This window comes from Planosporangium flavigriseum (assembly GCF_011947225.1).
Classification (GTDB): Bacteria; Actinomycetota; Actinomycetes; order Mycobacteriales; family Micromonosporaceae; genus Planosporangium; species Planosporangium flavigriseum.
In genome coordinates, this window is record NZ_JAATVW010000006.1 from 146,853 (window position 1) to 171,294 (window position 24,442).

General features: G+C 70.8%; 26 protein-coding genes. 16 read left to right on the forward strand and 10 right to left on the reverse strand.

Annotation, left to right across the window (positions count from 1 at the left end; all coding sequences use genetic code 11):
- The first annotated feature begins 66 nt into the window (after positions 1 to 66).
- Both HC028_RS27040 and surE read left to right on the forward strand, forming a co-directional pair.
- The gene (locus HC028_RS27040) at positions 67 to 387 is read left to right on the forward strand and encodes a hypothetical protein (RefSeq protein ID WP_203981111.1); all 321 of its coding nucleotides are present in this window, start codon (positions 67 to 69) and stop codon (positions 385 to 387) included.
- Positions 384 to 1,166: a 5'/3'-nucleotidase SurE gene (gene surE, locus HC028_RS11475; protein ID WP_168076276.1), complete on the forward strand. Its 783-nt coding sequence runs from the start codon at positions 384 to 386 to the stop codon at positions 1,164 to 1,166. Before HC028_RS27040 ends, surE begins: the two co-directional genes overlap by 4 nt.
- 39 nt (positions 1,167 to 1,205) lie before the next feature.
- On the opposite strand, the gene HC028_RS11480 is transcribed toward surE, so the two are convergent.
- Together HC028_RS11480 and HC028_RS11485 are read right to left on the reverse strand one after the other, a co-directional pair.
- On the reverse strand, positions 1,206 to 3,398 hold the full coding sequence (locus tag HC028_RS11480; RefSeq protein WP_168076278.1) for a glycoside hydrolase family 15 protein: 2,193 nt from the start codon (positions 3,396 to 3,398) through the stop codon (positions 1,206 to 1,208).
- A 75-nt stretch (positions 3,399 to 3,473) separates the two neighbouring features.
- A complete protein-coding gene (locus HC028_RS11485; RefSeq protein ID WP_168076280.1) occupies positions 3,474 to 4,940 on the reverse strand; it encodes a M28 family metallopeptidase in 1,467 nt (488 codons plus the stop codon).
- 129 nt (positions 4,941 to 5,069) lie between these two features.
- On the opposite strand from HC028_RS11485, the gene HC028_RS11490 reads away from it, so the two are divergent.
- The 3 genes from HC028_RS11490 (at position 5,070) to HC028_RS11500 (ending at position 7,196) form a co-directional block, all read left to right on the forward strand.
- Complete coding sequence (locus HC028_RS11490; RefSeq protein ID WP_168076282.1) at positions 5,070 to 5,225, forward strand: hypothetical protein; 156 nt, start codon at positions 5,070 to 5,072, stop codon at positions 5,223 to 5,225.
- Between the two features lie 81 nt (positions 5,226 to 5,306).
- Positions 5,307 to 5,891: a TIGR03086 family metal-binding protein gene (locus HC028_RS11495; protein ID WP_168076284.1), complete on the forward strand. Its 585-nt coding sequence runs from the start codon at positions 5,307 to 5,309 to the stop codon at positions 5,889 to 5,891.
- A gap of 216 nt (positions 5,892 to 6,107) precedes the next feature.
- A complete protein-coding gene (locus tag HC028_RS11500; RefSeq protein WP_168076286.1) occupies positions 6,108 to 7,196 on the forward strand; it encodes a hypothetical protein in 1,089 nt (362 codons plus the stop codon).
- 51 nt (positions 7,197 to 7,247) lie between these two features.
- Here HC028_RS11500 and HC028_RS11505 read toward each other — a convergent pair whose 3' ends face one another.
- The 5 genes from HC028_RS11505 to HC028_RS11525 form a co-directional block, all read right to left on the reverse strand.
- Positions 7,248 to 7,631 carry a TraR/DksA family transcriptional regulator gene (locus tag HC028_RS11505; RefSeq protein ID WP_168076288.1) on the reverse strand — a complete coding sequence of 128 codons (384 nt, stop codon included), beginning with the start codon at positions 7,629 to 7,631 and terminating at the stop codon, positions 7,248 to 7,250.
- Between the two features lie 64 nt (positions 7,632 to 7,695).
- Positions 7,696 to 8,088 (reverse strand): hypothetical protein, encoded by a 393-nt coding sequence (locus HC028_RS11510; RefSeq protein ID WP_168076290.1) that lies wholly within the window; start codon positions 8,086 to 8,088, stop codon positions 7,696 to 7,698.
- A gap of 84 nt (positions 8,089 to 8,172) precedes the next feature.
- Positions 8,173 to 9,141, reverse strand: coding sequence for an ATP-binding protein (locus tag HC028_RS11515; RefSeq protein ID WP_168076292.1), 969 nt, complete (start codon positions 9,139 to 9,141; stop codon positions 8,173 to 8,175).
- 67 nt (positions 9,142 to 9,208) lie between these two features.
- Positions 9,209 to 10,006, reverse strand: a complete 798-nt coding sequence (locus tag HC028_RS28455) for a DUF2267 domain-containing protein (RefSeq protein WP_168076294.1) — start codon at positions 10,004 to 10,006, stop codon at positions 9,209 to 9,211.
- A gap of 14 nt (positions 10,007 to 10,020) precedes the next feature.
- Positions 10,021 to 10,605, reverse strand: coding sequence for a Dps family protein (locus tag HC028_RS11525; RefSeq protein WP_168076303.1), 585 nt, complete (start codon positions 10,603 to 10,605; stop codon positions 10,021 to 10,023).
- A gap of 131 nt (positions 10,606 to 10,736) precedes the next feature.
- On the opposite strand from HC028_RS11525, the gene rpsD reads away from it, so the two are divergent.
- Positions 10,737 to 11,348: a 30S ribosomal protein S4 gene (gene rpsD, locus HC028_RS11530; protein WP_239075224.1), complete on the forward strand. Its 612-nt coding sequence runs from the start codon at positions 10,737 to 10,739 to the stop codon at positions 11,346 to 11,348.
- A gap of 11 nt (positions 11,349 to 11,359) precedes the next feature.
- On the opposite strand, the gene HC028_RS11535 is transcribed toward rpsD, so the two are convergent.
- Positions 11,360 to 11,659: a hypothetical protein gene (locus tag HC028_RS11535; RefSeq protein WP_168076316.1), complete on the reverse strand. Its 300-nt coding sequence runs from the start codon at positions 11,657 to 11,659 to the stop codon at positions 11,360 to 11,362.
- 142 nt (positions 11,660 to 11,801) lie between these two features.
- Here HC028_RS11535 and HC028_RS11540 point away from each other — a divergent pair, with 142 nt between their 5' ends.
- The 3 genes from HC028_RS11540 (at position 11,802) to HC028_RS11550 (ending at position 13,563) form a co-directional block, all read left to right on the forward strand.
- Positions 11,802 to 12,215, forward strand: coding sequence for a hypothetical protein (locus HC028_RS11540; protein ID WP_203981112.1), 414 nt, complete (start codon positions 11,802 to 11,804; stop codon positions 12,213 to 12,215).
- A gap of 51 nt (positions 12,216 to 12,266) precedes the next feature.
- Positions 12,267 to 12,698 (forward strand): DUF2267 domain-containing protein, encoded by a 432-nt coding sequence (locus HC028_RS11545; protein WP_168076318.1) that lies wholly within the window; start codon positions 12,267 to 12,269, stop codon positions 12,696 to 12,698.
- A gap of 61 nt (positions 12,699 to 12,759) precedes the next feature.
- Positions 12,760 to 13,563 (forward strand): enoyl-CoA hydratase/isomerase family protein, encoded by an 804-nt coding sequence (locus tag HC028_RS11550; RefSeq protein ID WP_168076320.1) that lies wholly within the window; start codon positions 12,760 to 12,762, stop codon positions 13,561 to 13,563.
- Between the two features lie 9 nt (positions 13,564 to 13,572).
- Here the strand turns inward: HC028_RS11550 and HC028_RS11555 are convergent, their stop codons facing one another.
- The gene (locus HC028_RS11555) at positions 13,573 to 15,105 is read right to left on the reverse strand and encodes a GGDEF domain-containing protein (RefSeq protein ID WP_168076332.1); all 1,533 of its coding nucleotides are present in this window, start codon (positions 15,103 to 15,105) and stop codon (positions 13,573 to 13,575) included.
- A 148-nt stretch (positions 15,106 to 15,253) separates the two neighbouring features.
- Positions 15,254 to 16,273 (reverse strand): LacI family DNA-binding transcriptional regulator, encoded by a 1,020-nt coding sequence (locus tag HC028_RS11560; RefSeq protein ID WP_168076334.1) that lies wholly within the window; start codon positions 16,271 to 16,273, stop codon positions 15,254 to 15,256.
- A 353-nt stretch (positions 16,274 to 16,626) separates the two neighbouring features.
- Here HC028_RS11560 and HC028_RS11565 point away from each other — a divergent pair, with 353 nt between their 5' ends.
- The 7 genes from HC028_RS11565 to HC028_RS11595 all read left to right on the forward strand — a co-directional run bounded on the left by HC028_RS11565 (position 16,627) and on the right by HC028_RS11595 (position 24,436).
- Positions 16,627 to 17,919 (forward strand): ABC transporter substrate-binding protein, encoded by a 1,293-nt coding sequence (locus HC028_RS11565; RefSeq protein ID WP_168076336.1) that lies wholly within the window; start codon positions 16,627 to 16,629, stop codon positions 17,917 to 17,919.
- 94 nt (positions 17,920 to 18,013) lie between these two features.
- A complete protein-coding gene (locus HC028_RS11570; RefSeq protein WP_168076337.1) occupies positions 18,014 to 18,985 on the forward strand; it encodes a carbohydrate ABC transporter permease in 972 nt (323 codons plus the stop codon).
- A complete protein-coding gene (locus HC028_RS11575; RefSeq protein WP_373313788.1) occupies positions 18,982 to 19,848 on the forward strand; it encodes a carbohydrate ABC transporter permease in 867 nt (288 codons plus the stop codon). Before HC028_RS11570 ends, HC028_RS11575 begins: the two co-directional genes overlap by 4 nt.
- Entirely contained in the window at positions 19,845 to 21,284 is a 1,440-nt protein-coding gene (locus HC028_RS11580) for a GH1 family beta-glucosidase (protein ID WP_168076338.1), read from the forward strand. The genes HC028_RS11575 and HC028_RS11580 overlap by 4 nt, the downstream gene beginning before the upstream one ends.
- Before the next feature lie 9 nt (positions 21,285 to 21,293).
- The gene (gene xylB, locus HC028_RS11585) at positions 21,294 to 22,691 is read left to right on the forward strand and encodes a xylulokinase (RefSeq protein ID WP_168076339.1); all 1,398 of its coding nucleotides are present in this window, start codon (positions 21,294 to 21,296) and stop codon (positions 22,689 to 22,691) included.
- A 413-nt stretch (positions 22,692 to 23,104) separates the two neighbouring features.
- Positions 23,105 to 23,341 (forward strand): HAD-IA family hydrolase, encoded by a 237-nt coding sequence (locus tag HC028_RS27525; RefSeq protein ID WP_239075225.1) that lies wholly within the window; start codon positions 23,105 to 23,107, stop codon positions 23,339 to 23,341.
- Between the two features lie 75 nt (positions 23,342 to 23,416).
- Complete coding sequence (locus HC028_RS11595) at positions 23,417 to 24,436, forward strand: tryptophan--tRNA ligase (protein WP_168076340.1); 1,020 nt, start codon at positions 23,417 to 23,419, stop codon at positions 24,434 to 24,436.
- The last annotated feature ends 6 nt before the right edge of the window (positions 24,437 to 24,442 follow it).

Sequence of the window (24,442 nt, forward strand, 5' to 3'; positions counted from 1 at the left end):
CGTTTTGCAGGCATCGGTGCCGACGATGCCGTTTAGGTGACCAGAGCGGCGGGAACAACACTCGGCGTGACGGGTTCTGTGGTGATCTTCGACCCGGCGCCGCGGCTGACCGTGACGATTGAGATGCGCGCCGACGAGCCGGACCTTACGGCCAGCCTCGCCCGGGACGAGAGCATCCACGATGCGATCCGCACCGGCGCGGCCGCCGGTGCGGTGAACGTGACCCGGCGCGGGCTGGGTAGCGGGCAGCGCGACGCGATCATGGCGCTGCGCGAGCGGGTCCGCCTGCAGCCCCTGCGTGCGTCCGGCGCGTCGACCGGGACCTGGGAAGGGTCCCACGTGCAGACAAGCCCCGAACAACTTGCGGAACGGATCCGGCCCACATGACACGGGTACTGGTTACCAATGACGACGGCATCGACTCGCCCGGCATCGTGCGGCTGGCCGCCGCCGCCCACGACGCCGGGCTGACCGTGGTCGTCGCCGCGCCGTGCGCGGAGGCGTCCGGCAGTTCGGCGTCGATCACGGCGCACGAAGAGGACGGGCGGGTGTACGTGGCGGAGCGCAAGCTCCCGGACCTGCCCGGCGTCGAGGCGTACGCCGTCGCGGCGCCGCCGGCACTGATCACGCTCATCGCGACCCGCGGCGCGTTCGGAGACGCGCCGGACCTCGTCCTGTCCGGCATCAACCGGGGCGCCAACACCGGGCACGCGATCCTGCACTCCGGTACGGTCGGCGCCGCGCTCACCGCCGCCGCCAACGGGAGGTCGGCCCTCGCGGTCTCGCTGGACGTGGGCCTGTCCCCGGCCGGGCCCCCGCACTGGGAGTCGCCGGCGCGGTTCGTCGCCGACCTGATCCCCGTGCTCTGCCGGGCGGACTCGCCGGTCGTGCTCAACCTCAACGCGCCCGACGTCTCCGCCGACGAGGTACGCGGACTGCGGCGCGCCAAGCTGGCCTCGTTCGGTATGGTGCAGACCCAGATCGAGGTCGATGGCGGCTACGTACGCACGACCGTCGTCGACGAGCCGTCCCTCCACGAGCCGGGCACCGACGCCGCCCTGCTGGCCGAGGGGTACGCCACGGTCAGCGCCGTCTGCCCCATCTTCGAGGTCCCCGAGGTCGACCTCGACGGGGTCGTCGAGGCGGTCGGTCAGTCCAGGCGGTGACGGGAGCGCGGTGCGGTCGCGCTCACCCCTGGCTCGGCGTTAGCACCGCTGAACGTACCGACACGCCACCGCCCGGGGCTGTTCGGTCACCCGTCCCGCGTCGAGGTCCTGCGCGAGGCGCACGTACTGGGCGTGGGTCCAGATCAGCGGGGTCGCCGACATCGTGCCGGTGCCCGGGGTGAAGCCCGGGGCGCCCGAGGGCGGGTTGTCGTCCCAGACCTGCTCGGGCAGCATGGCGCCGGTGCTGGCGGTACGCGCCATCGTGGCGAGCTGGGTCCGCGCGCCGGCCAGGTCGCCGGCGGCGATGGCGTACTCGCCCCGCTCGCCGTTGAAGATCGGCCAGCCCCGGCCGCGGGTGGCCCGCGAGTCGGGCGGGAAGTTGTAGTTCCACGGCTCGCCGGTGAGGGTCTCGCCGTACCCGTCGAACGAGAAGCGGTGCCAGAACCGGCCGCGCGGTGTGTCGAACGAGATCTGCCGGTCGACGACGGCGAGGCTGTTGCGGACGGTAGCGTCGGCCGCCGGCTTCACGCCCAGCCGGACCAGCTCCAGGAAGCTCGGGTCGACGACGGCGCGCTGGTCGACGGCGGACGGGCCACTGTCGCCGATGGAGTACGTGGTGCCGGCGTTCGGGTTGCCGTCCTTGGTCAGGCGCAGGTAGTACGGCTTCGGCGAGTACGGCCCGGTGCTGGTGACCGTCCACGCCTCGACCTGGCGCTGCCAGGAGTCGGCGGTCTGCAGGTACCGCTGCTCGGCGGCGGCGTCGCCGTTGGCGTGCGCGATCCGCGCCGCGCAGACCAGCCCGGCGATCTCGCTCGCGATCGTCGCGGGCGAGTAGCCACTCTGGTTCTCCCACCGCTCCTGCGGCGTCCACGGCGCGGCGTGCCCGTCGCCAGCGAAGCCGACCAGGAAGTCGGCCGCGGCCTTCACGTGGGTCCAGGTCGCCGGGTCGGTGCGGCCCAGCTGGTCGGCCAGCACGATCGGGTACGCGACCTCGTCGAGCTGGAGGCTGCCCCAGACCGGCCGGCCGTCGACCGTGGTGTTCTGCGGGAACGACCCGTCGGGCTTCTGCTGCACGGTGAACAGGTAGTCCAGGGCCCGGTTGGTGCCGGCCCGGTCACCGGCGGCGATCAGCCCGGTCGCGATCTCGTACAGGTCGCGCGACCACACCAGGTGGTAGGAGTCGGAGACGGTCTGCTGGCCCCACACCCACGGCATCGACGGGGAGGCGATGAAGGCGCCGGGGTGCGTCTTGTCCTCGCTGGCGGCCAGGACCATCGTGGACACCCGGTAGACCTGGCGCTCCTCGCGGGTACGCAGGCTGCCGGGCGCGTCGCGCAGGGACCGGGCGTACCGCTGCCAGCCTCGCGCGTACGCCGCGGCGACGCGGGCGAACCCGGCGCGCAGCGACTCCGTACCCGCCCGCAGTGCCGAGCCGGTGTCGGGTCCGAAGCCGAGCGCCAGGTCGAGGTGGCGCCGGCCGGGCAGGCCGGTGAGGGCGGTCTTTCCGGTCTGCACGACGTTGCCCGGGGTGCTCGCCCGGTCGTACGTCGCGTCCAGGCGGCCGTCGGCGACGAGGTCGGTCCAGCCGTCGCTCGACCCGAGGTACCCGCTGGAGGTGGCCACGAAGTCCGGGGCGGCGACCAGCGCGCTCGCCGTCTTCGCGTCGCTGGCGACCAGCGCCCGGCCCGATGTCGCGCCGGTGTCGTCGGAGCCGTCGTTCGACAGCGCCGGGTCGTGGAGGACGTACAGCTGGCGGGCCTTGCGGTCGGTCGACGTGAAGTCCACGCTGGCCGCGACGGTGGCCCGCGCCGGGTCGGTGACGTACGTGGTGGTCAGCCGCCAGTGCCCGGCGCGGTCGGTGTCGGTCTGCCGGTAGGTCAGGCCGCGGGTGTCGTCGACCGTGGTGGCGTGGTCGGCGGCGTCGGCGACCTTCACCGCCCGGCCGTCCGGCTCGACGACGACGAACTCGAGGCGCCGGGCGCTGGGTGTGTTGAGGTCGGGGTAGTAGACCTCGCTCAGGCCGCCGGCGCCCGACAGGGTGAACCAGACCTTGCTGGCGCGCGCGCCGTACGCCGTGCCGAAGCCGACCTTGTTCGCCGGGGTCCAGGTGGCGGCCGCGCCCGGCGCGCCGGGCGCGGGTCCGTCGGCAGGCGCCGCCCCTGCCGCGGAGGCCGGGGCGAGGGCGAGGGCCAGTACTGCGGCGGCGGACGTGGGCAAGCGCTTCAGTCTCATCCGAACGCTCCCGATCTATAGCCGTATAGACATCGGTCGGTACACCTCACGGCCAGCCGCCCCGCGTGATCCAGCTCAGTTGGAGGGTTGCGGCGCCCCCACCGGGCTGCGGTGCCCGACCCGGTCGACGGCCCGTACGCCGAACAGCACGTTGTCCTTGGACAGGTCGAGCGTCGCGGACGTGACATCGCCGACTCCGACGACGTGGGTCCAGACCGGCGCCGTGGTTTCCCGCCACAGCACCTCGTACCCGGCCAGGTCGGGCTCTGGCCCGCGCTGCCAGCGCAGCGTGGTGTCGTTGGTGAGTCCGGACGTGTCGATCGTGACGCCGTGGGGGGTGCCCGGGCCCTGGGCGAGGGACCACAGCGTCGCGGCGGTCACCTTCGCCACCCGGGTGATGTACCCGAAGTCGCAGAACTCCGGCAGGTCGCCGTACTGGACGCCGTTCTCCACCCGGGTGTTCTGGTGTTCGTGGGCGAAGTTCTCCCGCGGTTCGGTGAAGCGGCCGGCCGGGTAGCCCTGCTGCAGGAACGGGATGTGGTCGCTGCCGCGCAGGTACCGGTCGCGCCGCCAGATCACGCGTACGGTCATCCCGGTCTGGTCGTTGCACGCCACGTCCTGCACGAAGCGGGCCAACTGGCGGGACGGGCCGTCGTTCTCCCCGCCGACCGACTGCCGGATCGCGGTCTGGGCGGCGGTCTCCGAGGTCGGCACACCCTCGACGAAGAGCCGGATGGTGCGGGGATCGGGCGGGCTGCCGTCGTGCGCGTCCGGAGTTCCCACGATGTCGAGGCTGAACATGCCCTGCACGTCCACGCCGGCCGTCTTGAGTTGCCGCGCCAGGTGGGCCGACCCGTACAGCCCCTGCTCCTCGCCGGCCACCGCGACGAACATGATGGTCGCCCCGGTGCGGCGGGTCGCCATCACCCGCGCCAACTCCAGGACCGCGGCCACCCCGGACGCGTCGTCGTCCGCGCCGGGCGCGTCGCTGGTGGCGTCCGTGACGTCGGTGACCCGTGAGTCGTAGTGGCCGGACACGACGTAGACCCGGTTCGGTGCGGTGTCGCCGCGCAGGGTCGCGATCACGTTGGTGATCCGGGTCGGCGCCGGAATCCTGGGTGCCGGTTGCTGGATGAACGACTGTAGCTCCACCGTCATCCGGCCGCCGGACGCGGCCGCGTACCCGCGCAACTGCGCGTGGATCCAGTCGCGCGCGGCGCCGATACCCCGCCTCGGGTCGTCCTGACTGGACAGTGTGTGCCTGGTGCCGAACGCGACGAGCCGGCGGACTCCTGCCTCGATGCGATGCTGATCGAGCTCGCGTAGCAGGGCCCGCAGTTCCCGGTCGGGCGGCTGCGGGGTGGTCGGTCGTCCGGGGCCGGGACCCGATGTGGTGCGGTCGGGGGTGGTGCGGGCGGTGGCCGAGGCCGGTTCGCCGACAAGCGGTGTCGCCACTGCCGCCGCGGTCCCGGCGGACGCGGCCAGGAACGCCCGTCGTGTCGGGGTTGCGCGCCGCACCTGGGGGGATGGGAGGTTGTCCATGGCTGGCATCGTCGCCGTGGCCTCGGGTCAAGTCCATGCGCCGGGAGATTGACATCCGCATTTATGGATGGGTGACCGCATCGGGAGCGAAGGAGTCATAGATGGCTGCGCACCTGTGCAATTGACGGGGTGACGAACGGAGAGACGCCGTCGTTGCATGCGCGTAAAGTCAGATGCGTCTTCCGGTTGGCGCCCCAGGGCACCGGCAGGCTGCCGCCCGAAGGCGAGCGCAAGGAGCCACCGCCGCAGATGCGGGCCGTGATCGACGATGAGTTGGCGCTGTAGTTCAGGGCGCCCGACGCTCCGCCCTGTTACAGCCTTGGCTGCAGTCGCCGAGGCGACCCATAGTTGCCCAGGGGGTTCGGTATGGACCTTGTCGATGTCTACCGACAGAGCCTCGCCGAGTTCATCGACCGGGTGCACGATGTGCAGCCCGAGCAGTGGCCGGACGCCACCCCGTGCCCGGGTTGGGATGTCCGCGCGCTCGTCAACCACGTCGTCAGTCAGGACCGGTGGACCGTCGAACTGCTGGCCGGCGCCACGATCGCCCAGGTGGGGGACCGCTTCGCCGGCGACCTGCTCGGCGCCGACCCGGTCGGCACCGTCATCGAGGCGGCCAAGCGGGCCGAAGAGGCGGTCACCGAGCCCGGCGCGCTCGACCGCATCGTCCACCTGTCGAGCGGCTCGACACCGGCCGAGGAGTACGTCCGCCAGTTGCTCGCCGACCATCTCATCCACTCCTGGGACCTCGCCGCGGCGATCGGGGCCGACCGCCGCCTGGACCCCGAGTTGGTGCGGATCTGCGGCGAGTGGTTCGGTGGATACGCCGAGATGTACCGGCACGCGGGTATGATCGGCCCGGCGGTGGCCCTGCCCGAGCCGGTGGGGGAGCAGGATCAACTGCTCGCCGCCTTCGGCCGGGACCCGGCCTGGTCGTCGACGCCCATCTAGCGAGGGGCGGCAGACCCCAAGGTCGGCAGCAGGGTTGACACCTGCCCTCCAGTGCGCGCCTGGTCGGGGTGTGTTCATCGGATTGTCACCGCACGGTTACTGTCCCGGTGTTCGGTACCGGGACAGTGGATCGTCCGACGCCCGACTTTCCGACCTCCCGGCCTCCGGACATCGGCGTCGCAACATCGTCCCATCGCACGTCAAAGGCAGGCCGCCGTGTCCGAGTCCGTCACCGACCCCGTCGCCGGCCCGCTCGCCGAGGTCGTCGCCGACGTCCTGCCCGCCGACGTTCCCGAGGCCGTCATCGGCGAGGTCATCGCCGAACTGCTGCCCGCCGAGGGCGCGCAGGTGCTCACCGACGACCCGGTGGACACCGTGGCGGCCGTCACCGAGCTGGTGGAGGCCGCGACCCGGCAGGTGTTCGCCCCCGACCCGCTGGCCAACCCGGCCGGGGTGCTGACCGAGCCGACACCCGCACCGGAGCCGGCCGACCCGGCGGCAGCGGCCGCCGTCCGTGCCGGCGTCGACATCCGCCTGATCGACACCCACGTCGACGTCGCCGCCGCCGTCAGCGTCCTCGACGCGGTCTTCGCGCCGGGCGCGGGACACCACTTCTACCCGCCGAGCCTGCTGCGCAACCTGCTCGCCGCCGGAGCGCCGGTACTGGTGGCCTGGAGCGGCGAGGCGCCCGTCGGCGTCGTCCTCGCGTTGCCGGGGTGGACCGTCGACGGGCGGCCGTTGGTGCAGTCCGGGCCGATGGCGGTGCTGCCCACCTCGCGGGGCCGCGGCGTGTCGGTCGCGTTGAAGCTCGCCCAGCGGGCCTGGGCGCTCGAGCGGGGTGTCACCGAGATCCGCTGGACGTTCGACGCGATGGCCGCGGTCAACGCCAACCTCAATCTGCGCCAGCTCGGCGCGACCGTCGAGGCGTTCCTGCCCGGCTACGAGGGCCTTCGCGACGCGTGCAGCCCCACCCCGCTGCCGTACGACCGGCTGCTCGTCGCCTGGCACCTCACCAGCGAGCCCGCCGGCGGCGACGCGGTGCCCGCCGGCGGCGACGCCGAGCCGGTATGGGCGGTCGTTGCCGGCGGCGACGGGCTGCCGGTGCTCGACCCGGCCTGGACCGCCGCGCCCGCCGCGCTGGTCGCGGTGCCGGCCGACATCTCCACGCTCCGCCGGGACGACCCGGCCACCGCCACCGCCTGGCAGCACGCGGTCGGCGGGGTGCTGCAGGAGGCGCTCACGGCCGGCTGGCGGGCCGGCTGGGATCCGCGCGGCGGTTACCGGCTCACCGCGCCCACCTGCTGACGGGCCGCCGGGGTGCGCGCACCCCGGCGGCCCTTGGCGTAGCTGTCGGCGCTATCTCCGGTACTCGGCCCGCTGCTGACACTTCATGCACAGCGGCGCCTGTGGAATCGCGAGCAGCCGCTCGAGTGGGATCGGCGCGTCGCACCGGGCGCAGCTGCCGTACCGGCCGGCGCCTATGCGGTCGAGCGCAGCGTCGATGTCGTCGAGGGCCTGCCGCGCGCCGGCCTCGACGGCGGCCGACACCTCGACCCGGGCGATGTCGGCGCCCACGTCGAGCGAGTCGCCCCGGCTGTCGCCGACCGTCTGCTGCGAGGTGAGCTGGGCGAGCTGGTCGATCCGGAAGCGCCGCTGCTCTTCGAGCATGGCCCGAAGCTCGGGCAGGCGGTTGACGACCTCGGCGTACTGGCCGGTCTTAGGCATGGTGGTGCTGGACATGGCCGCCTCCGTGACGGACAACTGGTGCTGGGGAACCACCCGGCCTGTCCAGCCGGGCGTGATGTCAGTGGTTGCGCGTGCGCGCGGAGTGAAGGTGCCCGCGAGGCGACGGTGGCGCCCGACCCCGGTGCGGCGACCGTGCCGTCGCCGGCACGGCGCGCCGCTGCGGCCGCGCGGCCATGCAGGCCAGTACGAGCATGAAGAGCACGCCGCCCACGGCCACCAGCGCTGGCGCGGACTGCGCCGTCGGCAGCGCTGTGGGGGCGAACACGTGCGTGGCGGTGGCCGTGGTGGCTGCGGACTGTGCGTGGCGCATCGCCCGCAGTTGAACCGTCCGAAGCTGCGCGGCCAGCGACCGCTCGGCGGGCAGCGGCGCGTGCGGCACCACCCAGAGGGCGGCGGTCGCGGCCACCGCCACGACGAGTACGCCCGCCGCTGCGAGCCGCTTACCAACCATGACCATCATGATGAGGGCGGCGGCTGGGAGATTGCTGAAACGTTCGCTGTGAACTTGCTGAGCGTTTCGCGCCGCGTCGTCCGATCAGTTGACAGTGGTGAGCGCTGCCGGCCCGAGTACGAACTCCGGGTCGATCTGGTCGGCGAGGTCCTCGCCGACCCGGTCGTTGGCCCAGGCCTTCGCGTTGCGCAGGTGGAACTCGGCGGCCTGCGCGGTGTAGCGGGACCAGTCCTTGGCGCACGAGTCGACGGCCCCGCGCATCGTGGCGAGCGCGTCGGCGTTGGCGGGTTCGAGCTCATTGATCGGCAGGAACCGGCCGCGCTCGGCGGCCTTGACGTAGGCCGACCGTCCGATCCAGGTCAGCAGGTCCGCCCCGACGTGCTCGCGCAGGAACGCGACGTCGGAGTCGTCGTCGACCTTGTTGCCGACCACGGACACGCGCACCCCGAAGTCGCGCGCGTACCCGACGTACTGCCGGTAGACCCCGACGCTGCGAACGGTCGGTTCGCACACCAGGAACGTCTGGTCGAAGCGGGTGAACAGGCCGGACGCGAACGAGTCCGCTCCGGCGGTCATGTCGACGACCACGTACTCACCGGGCCCGTCGATCAAATGGTTGAGGACCAGTTCCACCGCCCCGACCTTGGAGTGGTAACAGGCGACGCCGAGGTCTTCGGCCGCGAACGCGCCGGTGACCGCCAGGCGCACCCAGCCGACCGGGCGTACCAGCCGGTCGTACAGCGGATTCGGGGTGTCGACGTGGAGCAGGCGCGAGCCGCGCCCCGGCGGTGTCGTCTTCACCATCGTGGCCGCGGACGAGATGCGGGGGTTGCTGCCCCGCAGGTACTCCTTGATCTCGTCCAGGTGGTCGCCGAGGGCGGGTGGCCGAATCCCCTCGGGCGCGCCCAGCGCGGCGGCGAGGTGCTGGTTGATGTCGGCGTCGATGCCGAGCACCGGCGGAGTCGTGCCGCCGGTACCGGTGAGGTGGCGAAGGAACAGGGCGGCCAGAGTGGTCTTGCCGCTCCCGCCTTTTCCGACGAAGGCAATCTTCACAACCGGTAGTGATATCCGTTTTCAACACCGGGGGCAAGTCGAGCGCGCCGACAGCCGGCGGCGGGGCTCAGGCCTGCCGGGCCACCAGGTTCCAGTACTCGTTCGGCAACTGGACGGTGACGTCGAAGAACTCGGTCCGCACGGTCTCGCGCAGCGTGTTGAACACGGCCCTGGCGTACTCGCGCGCCGAGGGCGGCGGCAGCAGCGAGGAGCGGTCGGTGGGGATCCGGGAGCGCTCGGCGATCCGGAAGAGGAACTCCTCCACCGGCATGCGGCTCGTCGAGTCGTCCCACCGGGCTGCGCCGCGCTTGAGCGGCGGGTGCAGCGCGACGGGCAGGTGGGTCAGCAGGTCCTCGATCTCGCCCGGCCCGATGCGCTCGCCGAGCGTCTCCAGGACGGCCTCGGTCGCCCGCCGGGCGATGTCCTCGCTGACCCGGGCCCGCCGGGCGACGCCGGCCAGGAACGTGTCCAGCGAGGCGCCGCCACCGGCCGTCGGACCCCGGGGCAGCAGCGGCACGTAGTCGTTGGACAGCCGGCTGACCACGTCGTCGTACTCGTCCGGGGTCAGCGCCCGGCCGAGCGCCATGAAGACCGCCCGGACGTGCCGCTCGGCCGTGGCCGGGTCCGTGAGCTCGCGCTCGGCGACCCGGCGGAGGAACTCGATGACGTCGAACGACTGCGCGGCGCCCGCCGAGAAGAGCCAGCCGCCGAGCTCCGGTGGCAACTGCGGCACCACCTGCCGGCACTCGTCGCGGCCCAGGTGCTCGCCCAGGGTCGCGAGGGTCGCGTGCGCGGCGCGTTCGGCGTGTTCCCGGTCCGTGCCGATGGCCTGCTCGACGAGGGAGATGAACTGCTCGTAGTCCACTGTGCAGCCATCCGCTAGCTCTGGGGGACGTCCACATGGACCAGGGGCGTGTCGACCAGGTGCTCGGCCAGGAACCACGCCTGCAGCTCCCCGGTCCGGATGACGCCCGACACCAGCAGGTCGTTGGTCCCGTCGTCGCCGAGTTCGGCGGCCCGCGCCGCGATGTCGTGCGCCTCTTTCAGGATGATCTCGTGGGCCTCCAGCAGGCGGGACAACATCGCCGGCACCTCCTCGGCACCGTCGGGCGCCCGCGGTATCCGGGTGATCTCCGCGGCCTTGCGCGGATCGCCGACGGCGATCCCGCCCAGCGTCTGTACGCGCTCGGCCAGCAAGTCGACCAGTTCGCGTTGTTCGTCGGCGTGCTTGTCCAGCAGGAGGTGCAGTTGGTAGAACGTCACGCCGCGCACCAGCCAGTGGTGCTTCTTGTACAGCGAATAAAGGATCTCGGTGTCCGCCAGGATCTGATTGAGCCACTCGCAGGACCGCCTGCGGGTCTCGGTGGGCAGCGCGATGGGAAACTCCCGTACGGTGCCGAACGCTTGGATCTCCCGGCCTTCCCGGTGCAGCCAGGTCTGGCTTCGGATCTCGGTGGCGGTCATAGCCGCTCCACTGCCCCGATCCCCGCGGTCGTAACCTGGGCCGATCCGGGTGAGAAAGGGGGTAGGCCCGGCTTCGCGGGGGTAGGCCCGGCTTCGCGGAGGTAGGGCCGGCTTCGCGGGGGTAGGGCCAGGTGATGCCGACCCGGCCCAAGGTGCGAATCTCGCGGGCGATGGGCATCCCGCTCACCCCGAAAGCCACCCGGTACTTCGAGCGCCGGCCGTACCCTCCGGGGGTACACGGACGCCGGCGGCGCAACCCGAGCGACTACCGGCTCCGCCTGCTGGAGAAGCAGCGCCTGCGCCACCAGTACGACGTGCGGGAGCGGCAACTGCGCCGGGTCGTCGACGAGGCGTTCAGCAGCCCCCGCCGGACCGGTGAGGTCCTGATCGAGCTGCTGGAGCGGCGACTCGACGCCGTGGTGTTGCGGGCCGGCTTCGCCCGGACCATCTACCAGGCGCGCCAGATGGTCTCGCACGGCCACTTCGAGGTGGACGGGCAGCGGGTCGACATCCCGTCGTACCGGCTGCGTCCGGGCCAGACCGTCCGGGTCCGCGAGGCCGCCCGGGACAAGCCGCCGTTCGTGCTCGCGGCGGCGGGGGCGAACGCGCCCGCCGGCCCGATCCCGCCCTACCTCGACGTACGGATGCCGGAGCTCGCCGTCACCCTCGCCCGGGAGCCGAGGCGCGAGGAAGTGCCCGTAGTCTGCGACGAGACGATGGTGGTGGAGTTCTACTCGCGCTGAGGGTGGCGCGGCTACCGCTGCATGTGCGGTACCCGCTCCGCGGCGGTGTGGACCGGGTTGAACAGGTCGTCGGGCTGCGGGGTGCCGGCGGGCTGGAAGACGTAGCGTACGAACTCCCAGTCAGGCTCGTTCTCCGCGCGGCCCGGCCACTGGCCGAACGCGTCGACGCCGACGACCTCCCTGACCCCGGTCGTGTCGTCCTCCACGATCGCCCAGACGGTCACCGGAGATGTGCGGGTCTGCTCGGGCCGCAGCCCCCAGCGCGCGTACCAACCCGCGGGCGCCGGTTCGATCTCAACGATCTTTCTCACGGTGGCGTCCTCCCTACGGCTGTCCTCAGGCTGTCGTTGCCCCGGCTGGCGGCCGCTAATCATGCGATCACCGTCCGCACGCCTGATCACGGCGCGAGCCGGCGCGAGCCGGCGCGAGGCATGAAGCTCACGGCGACGGGTAGTGCCGCGACGTGCGTATCTGCACCTGGAGCGGTCGCCGGCGGCGATCAGGACGGTGACGGTCGTGGCGGTCACGTTGAACGAGCGCTCGTACGAGTTCGCGAAAAAGCTGATCGCAGCCGGGCACTTCGTCCTGGACGACCGGGATGCCTGGAGCGAACATCAACCGTCGGCCCGGCAGGAGAACGAGTTCATCGCCGAGCACGGGTTCGGCGCGTACCAGAAGTGGTTCCTCGGGGTGGACGACGAGGAGCCCGAGGACAGGAAGGACCGATACAAGTTTCCGTACGGCGACTTCACGCTGGTCCACCGATGCGGCGTTCTCTCCGCGGAGGTCCGTGCCGGCCAGTACAAGTACAGCGACATCGAGGTGGCGGCGGCCCACCTGCACGGGATGCTCGACGCCCCGCGGTAGGGCAACCGTCGCCCGCACAGTAAAGCCCAGCACAGAAAGGAACGAGTCGAGATGGCCGGTACTACTGGGTATCACTCGTTCGACACGACGGTCGACAAGACCAACCGCCTTCTGAAGGAGATCGAGCAGCAGTACGGGTGGCCGAAAGAGCGTCGCAACCAGTCGTACGCCGCGCTGCGCGGGACCCTGCACGCGCTTCGCGACCGGATGACGGTCGAGGAGTCGGCTCAGTTCTCGGCGCAGCTACCGATGCTGGTCCGCGGCCTGTACTACGAGGGGTGGGACCCGACCAACGTGCCCGTGAAGATGGGCCGGGAGGACTTTCTCAACCGGGTGCGGCAGGAGTTCCCCTACGAGGTGCAGGGCGGGACGAACGAACTGGTCACGACCGTTATTCAGGCGCTCAAGCTCTACGGCACCGAGGGGGAGTGGGACCACATCAGGGCCAGCATGCCGAAGGAGCTCGCCGCGGTCGTGCCGTAGCGTCCGGCCACGGCGGCGGGGCCCGCGATCGGGTTTCGTAGGCTGTCGCCGTGATCGGAACATGCTGACCGACGGCCGGACCGAGGTGGAGTCGGGCGTCGAGGGGCTGCGCCTGGCCGTCGGCGACGACGGCGTCGCCGTCTTACTGATCGACCGGCCGGCGAAGCGCAACGCCGTGACCCTCGCGATGTGGCAGGCCCTGCCCGGTCTGCTCGCCGCCCTGGCCGCCGACCAGAGGGTACGGGTGCTGCTGCTGGCCGGTGCGGGCGAGGCGTTCTCGGCCGGGGCGGACATCGCCGAACTGCTCCACGTGTACGGCGACCCGGAGCGCGCCGACGCGTACCACGCGACGAACGTCGCGGCCGAGGAGGCGCTCGCCGCGTTCCCCCGGCCGACGATCGCGGTCATCGCCGGTCCGTGCGTCGGCGGCGGATGCCAGCTCGCGATCGCCTGCGACCTGCGCCTGGCGGAATCCGGGGCCCGGCTCGGGATCACGCCGGCGAAGCTGGGCGTCGTGTATCCGGCGGTACCGACCGCCCGGCTGGTGCGCCTGGTCGGGCCGGCACGGGCCAAGTACCTGCTGTTCTCGGCCGACCTGGTCGAGGCCGAGCGCGCCGCGGCCCTCGGGCTCGTCGACGAGGTGGTGCCGAGCGGCGGGTTGGCCGACCGGGCGCTCGCCCTGGCGCGGACCATCGCCGGTCGCTCGCCGCAGACGCTCGGTGCGGTCAAGGACGTCGTCAACGCGGTGCTGGCCGGCAATGATCCGCAAATCGCCGTCGAGCCGTGGGAGCGCAAATCCCGGTACGCTCCGGACGTACCGGAGGGCCTGGCCGCCTTCGTGGAGCGGCGCCCGCCGAGGTTCTGACGCGCCGGCTCAGACGGCTGGTGCGTTCGCGACCTGGAACATGCCCTTGCCGCCGAGTTTGGCCGTGTACATCGCCTCGTCGGCCCGCTGCAGCAGGCTGCTGGCGTCGTCCGCGTCGGCTCGAACCACCGCCACGCCCACGCTCGCCCCCACCCGGACATCGTTGCCGGCCACCCGGAACGGCGCGCTGATCGCCTGGACGATGCGTTCGGCCGTCGTCGTGTACCCGTCCGGTGGCGCCTGCTCGAGCAGGACCGCGAACTCGTCACCGCCGAGCCGGGCCACCACGTCGGTCGACCGTACGCAGCCGCGTAGCCGGGCCGCGACCTCGATCAGGATGGCGTCGCCGGCCGCGTGCCCGAAGCGGTCGTTGACCGGCTTGAAGTCGTCGAGGTCCACGAGCAGGACGGAGACCCTGCTGCCGTCCTGGCGGGATCGCAGGACCGCCTCGCCCAGCCGGTCGAGGAACAAGGCCCGGTTGGCCAGCCCGGTCAGGCTGTCGGTGAACGCCATCTCGTGTAGTCGCGTCGCCAGGGCATCGCGCTCCTTCAACAGTTGCGCGTTGTCGGCGAACGCGGCGAGCTGGCGGGCCACCACGAGGCCGGTGCTGGCGAGCGCGCCGACCAGGACGACCCAGGCCCGCAGGTCGAGGCCGTTGACGGCGAGGGTGACGGTCAGCAGCCCGTACGTGGCGGCGATGGCCACGTACGGCAGGAGGCTGTAGGGGCGCTCCCGTGCGGCGCGCCGCATGCCGGGCCCGGACACGTACCGCTTGTTGTACTGAGCGAACGCCACCATCAGGAGCAGCACATGGACGATGAGCGTCGACGCGAGGATCCAGGAGGCCCGGTCGGTGCGGGCCAGCACGGGCCCGAGCGCCCGTGAGGCGCCCTCCACGGCCGCCGCGATCGGGCTCACCACCCCGACGTGCCAGTTGAACGGCGAAGCGCCGCTCATGAAGAGCCGGCCGAGCGCGAACGCGATCAACATGGCGGCCAGCGGGCCGGCGGCTACCACGCTGAGTTCCCGGACGAGGTCGCCTTGGTCGAGTTGGATGCCCGACACGGTCCCGAAGAGGCCGATGGCGGCGGCCGCCATGATCAGGGTCGCGAGGTCCAGCCAGTAGCAGAGACGTTCGCGGGCCGACCGGTGCGGGATCGGGTACGTGAGCACCACCGCGCTCAGGACCAGGCAGCCGACGCCGAGCGCGATGGTTCGGACGATTCCGGTCCCGGTCTGCGAGGCGATCGAGTGGGGGTCGATCACGGAGCCGTACAGCTGGGCCCACTCGCCGATCGCCCACACCACGCCGCAGATAGCGAACGTGATCCAGAACCGCCGCTGGGGGTCGGCGCGGTCCATGATCCGGCTCGCCCGGTAGGCGTAGAAGGCCATCGTGGAGGCGCACAGCGCGATGGACAGCCAGGCGCTGATGACCTGGAACGTCAGGCCGCCGAGGTCGAGCAGGTACATGCCGACCAGGGCGGTCGCCGCCACGGCGACGCACGCCAGGAAGGGGTCGCGTACCCCGAGCCTGTTCATGCAGCCTCCAGTGACACAGTGCGCCGAGTGCAAATACGAACAGTTACACCATCGCCATGCCATCGACTCGTGGAGCACTGGGCTGAGGTTTTTCCGCCGGAATGCTGCGCACGGTGCAAGGCGACCATGTCGGCGCTCCAGGCGGCTGTCAGGCTGACTCGCGGACGACCAGTTCGGTCGGCAGCACCGTGGCGGGCTCGATGGTCTCGCCGGCCGCGAGGCGCAGCAACTGGCGGGCCATCGTCCGCCCGAGGTCGACGATGGGCTGGCGGACCGTGGTCAGGGGTGGCTCGGTGTAGCGGGCGAACTCGTTGTCGTCGAAGCCGACCACGGCGACGTCATCCGGTACCCGCCGGCCGGCCTGGCGCAGGGCCCGCATGGCCCCGTCAGCCATCAGGTCGGAGGCGGCGAAGACCGCGTCCAGCCCGGGGTCGTCGGCGAGTAGCTGGCGCATGGCGGCGATGCCCGACTGCCGGGTGAAGTCGCCGATGGCGATGATCGAGCGACGGTCGGAGTCGCGTAGCTCGGCGCGGTAGCCGTTGAGCCGGTCGATCCCGGCGGTCATGTCCTGCGGCCCGGCGATCGTGGCGATCCGCCGCCGGCCGGTGTCGAGCAGGTGGCGTACCGCGAGTCGGGCGCCGTTCTCGTTGTCGGCGTCCACGTAGGGCACTGACGTGTGCCCCATCGGGCGGCCATTGACCACGACCGGGATGCCCATCCGGGCGAGGGTGCCGGGCAACGGATCGACGCCGTGCATCGAGGCGACCATGACGCCGTCGACGTGCCCGCTGATCGTGTACTGCTCGACCCGCTCGTGGCTGGCGCCGGAGTTGACCATCATCAGGACAAGCTGTTTACCGGCGGCGTCGAGTTCCTGGCTGGCGCCCTGGACGATGCTCGGGAAGAACGGGTCGTCGGAGAAGACCCGCCCGGCGGACTCGGTCAGCACCAGGGCGATCGAGTTGGTGCGCTGGGTGACCAGGCTGCGCGCCGCCTGGTTGGGCACGTACCCGAGGTCGGCGACCGCGCGCAGGACCGCCTCCCGGATGTGCGGTGCGACGGTCGGAGAGCCGTTGACGACCCGGGAGGCGGTTGCGCGTGACACCCCGGCCCGGGTGGCGACGCTCTCCAGGGTCGGCCGTTCGCGACCGGGCGCCCCAAGGCTCATGCTGTCCTCCCGTCGGTCCGGGCTCGTGGCCCGAGAAGTCCCTACCCTCCATCGTGCCGTGCCAGTCCGCGAAGGTGGGCGGGCGGCCGTCGGCATGATCAGTGTACCGGCGACCGAAAGCGCTCTCTGACATGTGGGCGATCTTCGCTTTTCAGGATGCCTCGTCGCGTGGATGCGCTCGATCAGAACACGTCGTCGGTAGAGGTATTGACATGGGTCACTCATCCATGCACGCTCTACACCACCTGTGAGAGCGCTCTCACCTCGGTGTCACCCCTGCCGCCGGGATGTGTGAGCCGGCCCGCCGCGCGGCGGAGCGCAACCCCCACGGTGCACAGACACGAGGAGTCTTCATGCGCGTCGCGACAACCCGGCGCTCGGCCCTGGTCTTCGGGGTCGGCGCCATGCTGGTGGGCTCGATGCTCACCGGCTGTGGCAGCAGTTCGGACAGGCCGGCCGACAGCAACGGGCCGGTCACGCTGACGGTCAACCTGTTCGGAAACTTCGGCTACAAGGACCTGTACGCCGAGTACAAGAAGAGCCACCCGAACATCACCATCAAGGAGAACATCACCGACTTCAACGGCCACCACAAGAACCTGCAGGCCCACCTGCTCGCCGGCGCGGGCACCGCCGACATCGAGGCCATCGAGGTCAACCAGGTCGTCGGGTTCCGGCCGCAGGCCGCGAAGTTCGTCGACTTCCTGTCCTACGGGGTCAACAGGGACCAGTGGGTCGAGGCGACGTGGCGGCGCGCCACCGGCCAGGACGGGACGGGGCTGTTCGGCCTCGGCACCGACATCGGGGGCCTGGCCCTGTGCTACCGCGCCGACGTGTTCAAGGCCGCCGGATTGCCGGCCGAGCGGGACGCCGTGTCCAAGCTGTTCACCGACTGGAACTCCTACATCGAGGTCGGCAAGCAGTTCCAGGCCAAGACGCCGGACAAGAATGTCAATTGGTTCGACGCCGGAAGCAACGTCTTCAACGCCATCGTCAACCAGTCGCAGAAGAACGCCTACGACGAGTCGGGCAAGGTGATCGTCGAGGCGAACCCTGTGGTCAAGCAGGCGTGGGACACCACCGTGGCCGGGATCCAGGCCGGCGAGTCGGCCGGGCTCGCGGCGTTCAGCCCGCAGTGGAACACCGGGTTCCAGAAGGGACAGTTCGCGACCGTGACCTGCCCGTCCTGGATGATGGCCTACATCAAGGACAACGCCCCGGAGACGGCGGGCAAGTGGGACATCGCCAAGATTCCCGGTACCGGTGGCGGCAACTGGGGCGGCTCCTACCTGACGGTGCCCAAGGCGAGCCGGCACCAGCAGGAAGCCGTTGAGCTGGCGAAGTGGCTGACCGCCCCCCAGCAGGAGAAGTGGCTGTTCACCAACAAGGGCAACTTCCCGTCCGACCAGGCGCTGTGGAGTGAACCGGAGGTCGCCGGGTTCACCGACCCGTTCTTCAGCAGCGCGCCCGCCGGCAAGATCTTCTCGGAGTCGGTGAAGAGCCTGAAGCCGCAGATCACCGGCCCGCACCAGGGCGAGATCGGCAACGCGATCGGCAACGCGCTCCAGTCGGTCGAGCAGGGCAAGGCCACTCCGGACGACGCCTGGAAGAGGGCCCTCGCGGACGTCAAGAACCTCGCCGGCTGAGGCCGCGACCTTCCCCTCTGTGTCAGGAAGGTGCCCCGCTCGCCGCCCAGACGGGTAGCGGGGCACCCTCCTGCGGCGAATCGAGGAGCCCGCCATGGCCGTGTTAACCAAACCCCGCGTGCGCGCCACGCACGTCGCCCCGAGAGCCCGGCACGGCCTGCGGTACCGGCTCGACGTCAAGGGCGCGCCCTACCTGTACATCGCTCCGTTCTTCCTGGTCTTCGGGGTGTTCGGGCTGTTCCCGCTCGTCTACACCGGCTATGTGTCGCTCACCGGCTGGCGGGCCGACACCCCGGGCAGTGAAGACACGTTCGTGGGTTGGCGCAACTACGCGGATCTCGTACACGATCCGTTCTTCTGGAACGCCGTCAAGAACACCATCGGCATCGGCCTGATCTCCACGGTCCCGCAGTTGCTGATGGCGCTCGGCATCGCGCACCTGCTGAACTACAAGCTCCGCGGCCGTACGTTCTTCCGGATGGGCGTGCTGCTGCCCAACGTCACGTCGGTGGCCGCCGTCACGATCATCTTCGTGCAGCTGTTCGGCCGGGATTACGGCATGATCAACTGGTTCCTGGGGTTGTTTGGGATCGGCCACACCGACTGGCAGGCCGGCACGCTCTCGTCCTGGATCGCGATCTCCGTGATCGTCACCTGGCGCTGGACCGGCTACAATGCGCTCATCTACCTCGCCGGCATGCAGGCGATCCCCTTCGAGCTGTACGAGTCGGCGGCGCTCGACGGGGCGAGCCGGTGGAAGCAGTTCTGGATGATCACCGTGCCCATGCTGCGGCCGACGATCCTGTTCACGGTGATCGTGTCGACCATCGGTTCACTCCAACTGTTCGGGGAGCCGCTGCTGTTCAACACGAGCCAGACGCCGACGACCGGTGGGTCACAGCACCAGTTCCAGACGCTCGCCCTCTACACCTACGACCAGTTCTGGCAGAAGTTCAAGTACGGGTACGGCGCCGCGATCTCGTGGGCGATGTTCCTCCTCATCGCGCTGTTCGTCGTCGTCAACCTGGTCGCCGCCCGCCGGATGCGAGGAGCTGACGCATCGTGACCGCCGCACCCCTGACTCTTGGTCGACGCCGACGTGCGCGACACCAGCTCTCCGCCGACCGGGGCACCTACCTCGTCCTCGGCCTGGTCCTGCTGCTGTCGATCTTCCCGATGTACTGGACCCTGGTCGCCGCCTCGCACGACAACAGCGCCATCAGCAAGACCCCACCCGCGCTGCTGCCCGGCCCGCACTTGCTGGACAACGTCCAGAAGGTGTTCGAGCAGACCGACATGCGGCTGGCGTTGAACAACTCGCTCATCGTGTCCGCCGTGGTGACCGTCTCGGTCGTGTTCACCTCGACCCTGGCCGGGTTCGCCTTCGCCAAGCTGCCGTTCCGCGGCAAGGGGGCGCTGCTCGGGATCGTGGTCGCGACCATGATGGTGCCGCCGCAACTGGGCATCATCCCGCTGTACATCATGATGGCCAACTGGCTGCACTGGGCCAACCACCTGCAGGCCCTGATCGTGCCGGCGGCGGCCAGCGCGTTCGGGGTGTTCTTCATGCGGCAGTACCTGATCACCGCACTGCCGACCGAACTACTGGAGGCCGGCCGGCTCGACGGCTGCTCCACCTGGCGGCTGTACTGGCATGTCGTACTGCCGATCGCCCGGCCGGCCGCGGCGGTGCTGGGCCTGCTGACGTTCATGGCCACCTGGAACGACTTCTTCTGGCCGCTGGTCGTGATGACCCAGCAGAATCCCACCGTGCAGGTGTCGCTGTCGGCGCTGCAGGGCGGGTACGTTCAGGATTATTCGCTCGTACTCAGCGGTGCCCTCATCTCGACGCTGCCGATGCTGGTGGTCTTCGCGTTGATGGGTCGCCAGATCCTGGGAGGCATCATGCAGGGAGCGGTGAAAGGATGACCTCGACGGTGAGGCCGGAGGCGTCCGTTGACGGCCGGCTGCGGTTCCCGGCAGCCTTCATGTGGGGTGCGGCGACGGCCGCGTACCAGATCGAGGGCGCGGCCACCGAGGACGGGCGTACGCCATCCATCTGGGACACCTTTTCCGCCACGCCGGGCAAGGTCCTCCACGGCGACACCGGCGCGGTGGCCGCCGACCACTACCACCGGCTCGGCGAGGACGTCGCCATCATGCGCGAGCTGGGGTTGAACACCTACCGGTTCTCGGTGAGCTGGCCGCGGGTACGGCCGAACGGGAGCGGTCCGATCAACCCCGCCGGCATCGCGTTCTACGACCGGCTCGTCGACGAGCTGCTCAACTCGCGAATCCGGCCGGTCCTCACGCTGTACCACTGGGACCTGCCGCAGGAGTTGGAGGACGCCGGAGGCTGGACCAACCGGGAGACCGCGTACCGGTTCGCCGAGTACGCCGCGCTGGTCGCCGAGCGCCTCGGTGACCGGGTCGGCGTGTGGACCACGCTGAACGAGCCGTGGTGCTCGGCGATGCTGGGGTACGGCTCCGGCGAGCATGCGCCCGGCCGTACCGACCCGGTGGCCGCCCTGACCGCGGCGCACCACCTGCTGCTCGCGCACGGTCTGGGCGTACAGGCGCTGCGCGCCTCCCGGATCGGCGCCGACGCCCAGGTGGGCCTGGTCATCAACCCCACCTCGGTACGGCCGGTCAGCGCCTCGGCCGATGACGTCGACGCCGCCCGGCGCATCGACGGCCTGATGAACCGGATCTGGATGGATCCGGTGCTGCGCGGGCAGTACCCGGCCGACGTGCAGGCCGACACCGAGCACCTGACCGAGTGGGACTTCGTGCACGACGGTGACCTGGACACCATCGCCGCGCGGATCGACCTGCTGGGCGTCAACTACTACCAGCCGATGCTCGTCGGCGCAGGGGAGCCGCCCGGGCCGGTCCCCGTCGGCTCGAAGGACGCGGTCCCGGCGCCGTCGCCCTGGCCGGGCAGCGAGCACGTCCGGTTCCTCCAGCCGCCCGGCCCGCTCACCGACATGGGCTGGACGGTCGACCCCACCGGGCTGCGGGAACTGCTCGGCCGGATCCGCAGCGACTACGGCGACATCCCGATCGTCATCACCGAGAACGGGGCGGCGTACCCCGATGAGCCGGACCCCTCCGGCCAGGTGCACGATCCGGAGCGGGTGGAGTACCTGCGCGGGCACCTGACCGCCGCGCACGAGGCGCTGCGCGCCGGCGTGGATCTACGGGGGTACTTCGTCTGGTCGCTGCTGGACAACTTCGAGTGGGCGTGGGGCTACTCGAAGCGGTTCGGCATCGTGTACGTCGACTACACCACCCAGCGGCGCATCCTCAAAGACAGCGCGCGTTGGTACCGGGACGTGATCGCCAACGGTGGGGTGCCCGTTTAACCTGTCGCAATGACGAAGGTCGCCGGGATCGATTCCTCCACCCAGTCGACGAAGATCGTGGTCTGCGACGCCGACACCGGCAAGGTGATCGGTTCGGCGCAGGCGCCGCATCCGGAGGGGACGTCGGTGCCCCCGTCTGAGTGGTGGTCCGCGCTTTCGGTCGCCGGCGCTGGCCTGCTCGACGACGTGGCGGCGATCGGCGTCGGCGCGCAGCAGCACGGTCTCGTCGCGCTCGACGAGGCCGGCGAGGTGGTCCGGCCCGCCCTGCTGTGGAACGACACCCGGTCGGCTTCTGCTGCCGAAGATCTTGTCCGCGAGCTCGGCGGCCCTTCGGCGTGGGCTGAAGCGGTCGGTTCGGTGCCGGTCGCGAGTTTCACCGTGACCAAGCTGCGCTGGCTGGCGTCGCATGAGCCAGACGTGGCGGCGCGGGTCACCGACGTCATGCTGCCGCACGACTGGCTGACCTGGCGGCTGCTCGGTGGCTCGGTTGCTCCGGTGACCGATCGCGGCGACGCCTCGGGTACCGGGTACTGGTCGCCGGCGACGGGCTCGTACCGGGAAGACATTATTTCGCGCGCGTTTGGGCGGGTGCCTCGGCTGCCGCGAGTGTTGGGGCCCGGTGAGCCGGCCGGCGAAACTTCCGCCGGGGTGCTCGTCTCCGCCGGTACCGGCGACAACATGGCCGCCGCGCTCGGCCTGGATGCCCGGCCCGGCGACGTGGTGGTGTCCCTGGGCACGAGTGGCACGGTGTTCGCCGTGCACGGGTCGCCGGTCGCCGACTCGTCCGGGACCGTGGCCGGGTTCGCCGACGCCACCGGCCGGTACCTGCCGCTGGTGTGCACGCTCAACGCCGCCCGCGTCCTCACCGCGGCGGCGCAGATGCTCGACACGGACCTGGCCGGCCTGGATCGACTGGCGCTCGAGGCGCCGGCCGGGGCTGACGGGCTGGTACTGCTGCCCTATTTGGAGGGTGAGCGTACGCCGAACCTGCCCGACGCGAGCGGAAGCCTCGTCGGGCTGCGCCGCACCAACATGACGCCTTCGCACGTGGCCCGCGCCGCCGTGGAAGGCATGCTGTGCGGGCTGGCCGACGGGCTGGACGCGTTGCGCGCCTTCGGCGTCGAGGTACGGCGGGTACTGCTGATCGGCGGGGCGTCGCGCTCGCGGGCGGTCCGTGCGGTTGCGCCGGTGGTGTTCGGCGCGCCGGTGGTGGTTCCTGAGCCGGGGGAGTACGTGGCGCTGGGAGCGGCGCGGCAGGCGGCGTGGGCGCTGGGTGGCGGTGCGGAGCCGCCGAACTGGGGTGGCGACCAGTCCAGTGTGGAGTTGGTTGAGGGCGCGGACGGGGACGCTGGGAAGCGGATCCGGAGCGCGTACGCCGAGGCAAGGGTGGCGATGTACGGCCACTGATCCGGACAGACTCGTAGTCTGCTGCTGGCTGTCAGCTCATTTCTGTGGGCGGCCGGATCCGTCCGTTGCGGCAACAGGGCTCGGCCGCACGACGGCGCGTGCCCGCGCCCGTACGGCAATGCGACTGATCCGGATCGAGGGCGGCGGAGGAGGCAGTGCGCGGGTGGGCGTTCACGATCGTCTGGACCTTGTCATCTTTGACTGCGACGGGGTGCTGGTCGACAGCGAGCCAATCGTCATCGGTGTGCTGGCGGAGTGGATGCGGCAGCTCGGCGTTGAGATCACCGATCCGGAGGCGGAATGTGGGCGGGAGTGCGTGGGACTCGCCCAGGACGAGGCAGCGCAGCTGATCGCCCGCCGCGTTGGATCAGTGGTGCCACCCGACTGGTTCGATGCCCTGACCGTCGCGGTGGATGCCGCGCGGCAAGCCGGCCCCGGACCTGTTTTTGCTGGCCGCGTCACGCATGGGCGTGCGCCCGGATCGCTGTGTGGTGGTCGAGGACAGCGAGGCGGGTGTGGCGGCAGCTCGAGCCGCGGGGATGCGAGTTCTCCAGTACGCGCCGGTCGGATCCTCAGTGCTGAACGGCGTGGACCTAGCCTTCGCCAGCATGATGGAGCTGCCGTCGCTGCTCGGCGTGGCGACCGGCTGACGACGGCGGCCACCGCGTGCCGCAGGCCCGGGAATGGGGCGGAATCCCAACGCCGCCCACGGTAGCGTCAGGCCCATGGGTTCGACGGCGCGTAAGGTCTCGCTGACCGGCATCAAGCCGACCGGTGAGCCGCACCTGGGCAACTACATCGGCGCGATCCTGCCCGCGCTCGAGTTGGCCGATAGCTACGAGTCCGTCTACTTCATCGCGGACTACCACGCGCTGACGACGATCCGCGACCGTGACCTGCTGCGGCACTACACCCGTTCGGTGGCCGCGACGTGGCTGGCGGCCGGGCTCGACCCGGATCGCACGACGTTCTACCGCCAGTCGGACATCCCAGAGATCTTCGAGATGGCGTGGGTGCTGTCGTGCGTGACCGGCAAGGGGCTGATGAACCGGGCGCACGCGTACAAGGCGGCGCGCGACCGCAACCGTGAGGCCGGCAGGGAAGACCTCGACGCGGGCGTGAACATGGGCCTGTTCAACTACCCGGTGCTGATGGCGGTCGACATCCTCATCATGGACGCCGACGTGGTACCGGTGGGTCGCGACCAGGTCCAGCATGTCGAGTACGCCGCCGACATCGCCGGGGCGTTCAACAGCGTCTACGGTGACCGGTTCAAGTTCAAGATCCCGGCAGCCGTGATTCCGGACGAGGGCTCAGCGCACACCCTGCCCGGCACTGACGGGCGGAAGATGAGCAAGTCCTACGGCAACACGATCCCGTTGTTCGCCCCGGAAGCTGACCTGCGCAAGATGATCCGGCGCATTCCGACCGACAGCGCGCCGGTGGAGGCGCCGAAGGATCCGGACTCGGCGGCGGTGTTCACGCTGTTGGAGCGGTTCGGTGAGCCGGATGTTGTGGCCGACACCAGGGCCGGGCTGCTCGCCGGCGGGATGGGCTGGGGCGAGGTCAAGGCCCGACTGACGGATGCGCTGATCGCCCGGTTCGCGCCGTTGCGGGAGCGCTACGAGACGCTGATGGCGCAGGGCAGTGAGCTGGATGACCTGCTGGCCCACGGCGCGGACAAGGCACGTAAGCAGACCCGGCCGGCGCTGGAGCGGGTGCGGGACGCCATCGGTATCGGATAGCGCGCG

Bases quoted from the DNA above. Each gene is read 5' to 3' on its own strand.
- surE (WP_168076276.1), top strand. From the start codon at position 384: ATGACACGGGTACTGGTTACCAATGACGACGGCATCGACTCGCCCGGC.
- HC028_RS11480 (WP_168076278.1), bottom strand. From the start codon at position 3,398: ATGAGACTGAAGCGCTTGCCCACGTCCGCCGCCGCAGTACTGGCCCTC.
- HC028_RS11485 (WP_168076280.1), bottom strand. From the start codon at position 4,940: ATGGACAACCTCCCATCCCCCCAGGTGCGGCGCGCAACCCCGACACGA.
- HC028_RS11495 (WP_168076284.1), top strand. From the start codon at position 5,307: ATGGACCTTGTCGATGTCTACCGACAGAGCCTCGCCGAGTTCATCGAC.
- HC028_RS11505 (WP_168076288.1), bottom strand. From the start codon at position 7,631: ATGTCCAGCACCACCATGCCTAAGACCGGCCAGTACGCCGAGGTCGTC.
- HC028_RS11510 (WP_168076290.1), bottom strand. From the start codon at position 8,088: ATGGTTGGTAAGCGGCTCGCAGCGGCGGGCGTACTCGTCGTGGCGGTG.
- HC028_RS11525 (WP_168076303.1), bottom strand. From the start codon at position 10,605: ATGACCGCCACCGAGATCCGAAGCCAGACCTGGCTGCACCGGGAAGGC.
- HC028_RS11545 (WP_168076318.1), top strand. From the start codon at position 12,267: ATGGCCGGTACTACTGGGTATCACTCGTTCGACACGACGGTCGACAAG.
- HC028_RS11550 (WP_168076320.1), top strand. From the start codon at position 12,760: ATGCTGACCGACGGCCGGACCGAGGTGGAGTCGGGCGTCGAGGGGCTG.
- HC028_RS11555 (WP_168076332.1), bottom strand. From the start codon at position 15,105: ATGAACAGGCTCGGGGTACGCGACCCCTTCCTGGCGTGCGTCGCCGTG.
- HC028_RS11560 (WP_168076334.1), bottom strand. From the start codon at position 16,273: ATGAGCCTTGGGGCGCCCGGTCGCGAACGGCCGACCCTGGAGAGCGTC.
- HC028_RS11565 (WP_168076336.1), top strand. From the start codon at position 16,627: ATGCGCGTCGCGACAACCCGGCGCTCGGCCCTGGTCTTCGGGGTCGGC.
- HC028_RS11570 (WP_168076337.1), top strand. From the start codon at position 18,014: ATGGCCGTGTTAACCAAACCCCGCGTGCGCGCCACGCACGTCGCCCCG.
- HC028_RS11580 (WP_168076338.1), top strand. From the start codon at position 19,845: ATGACCTCGACGGTGAGGCCGGAGGCGTCCGTTGACGGCCGGCTGCGG.
- xylB (WP_168076339.1), top strand. From the start codon at position 21,294: ATGACGAAGGTCGCCGGGATCGATTCCTCCACCCAGTCGACGAAGATC.
- HC028_RS27525 (WP_239075225.1), top strand. From the start codon at position 23,105: ATGCCGCGCGGCAAGCCGGCCCCGGACCTGTTTTTGCTGGCCGCGTCA.
- HC028_RS11595 (WP_168076340.1), top strand. From the start codon at position 23,417: ATGGGTTCGACGGCGCGTAAGGTCTCGCTGACCGGCATCAAGCCGACC.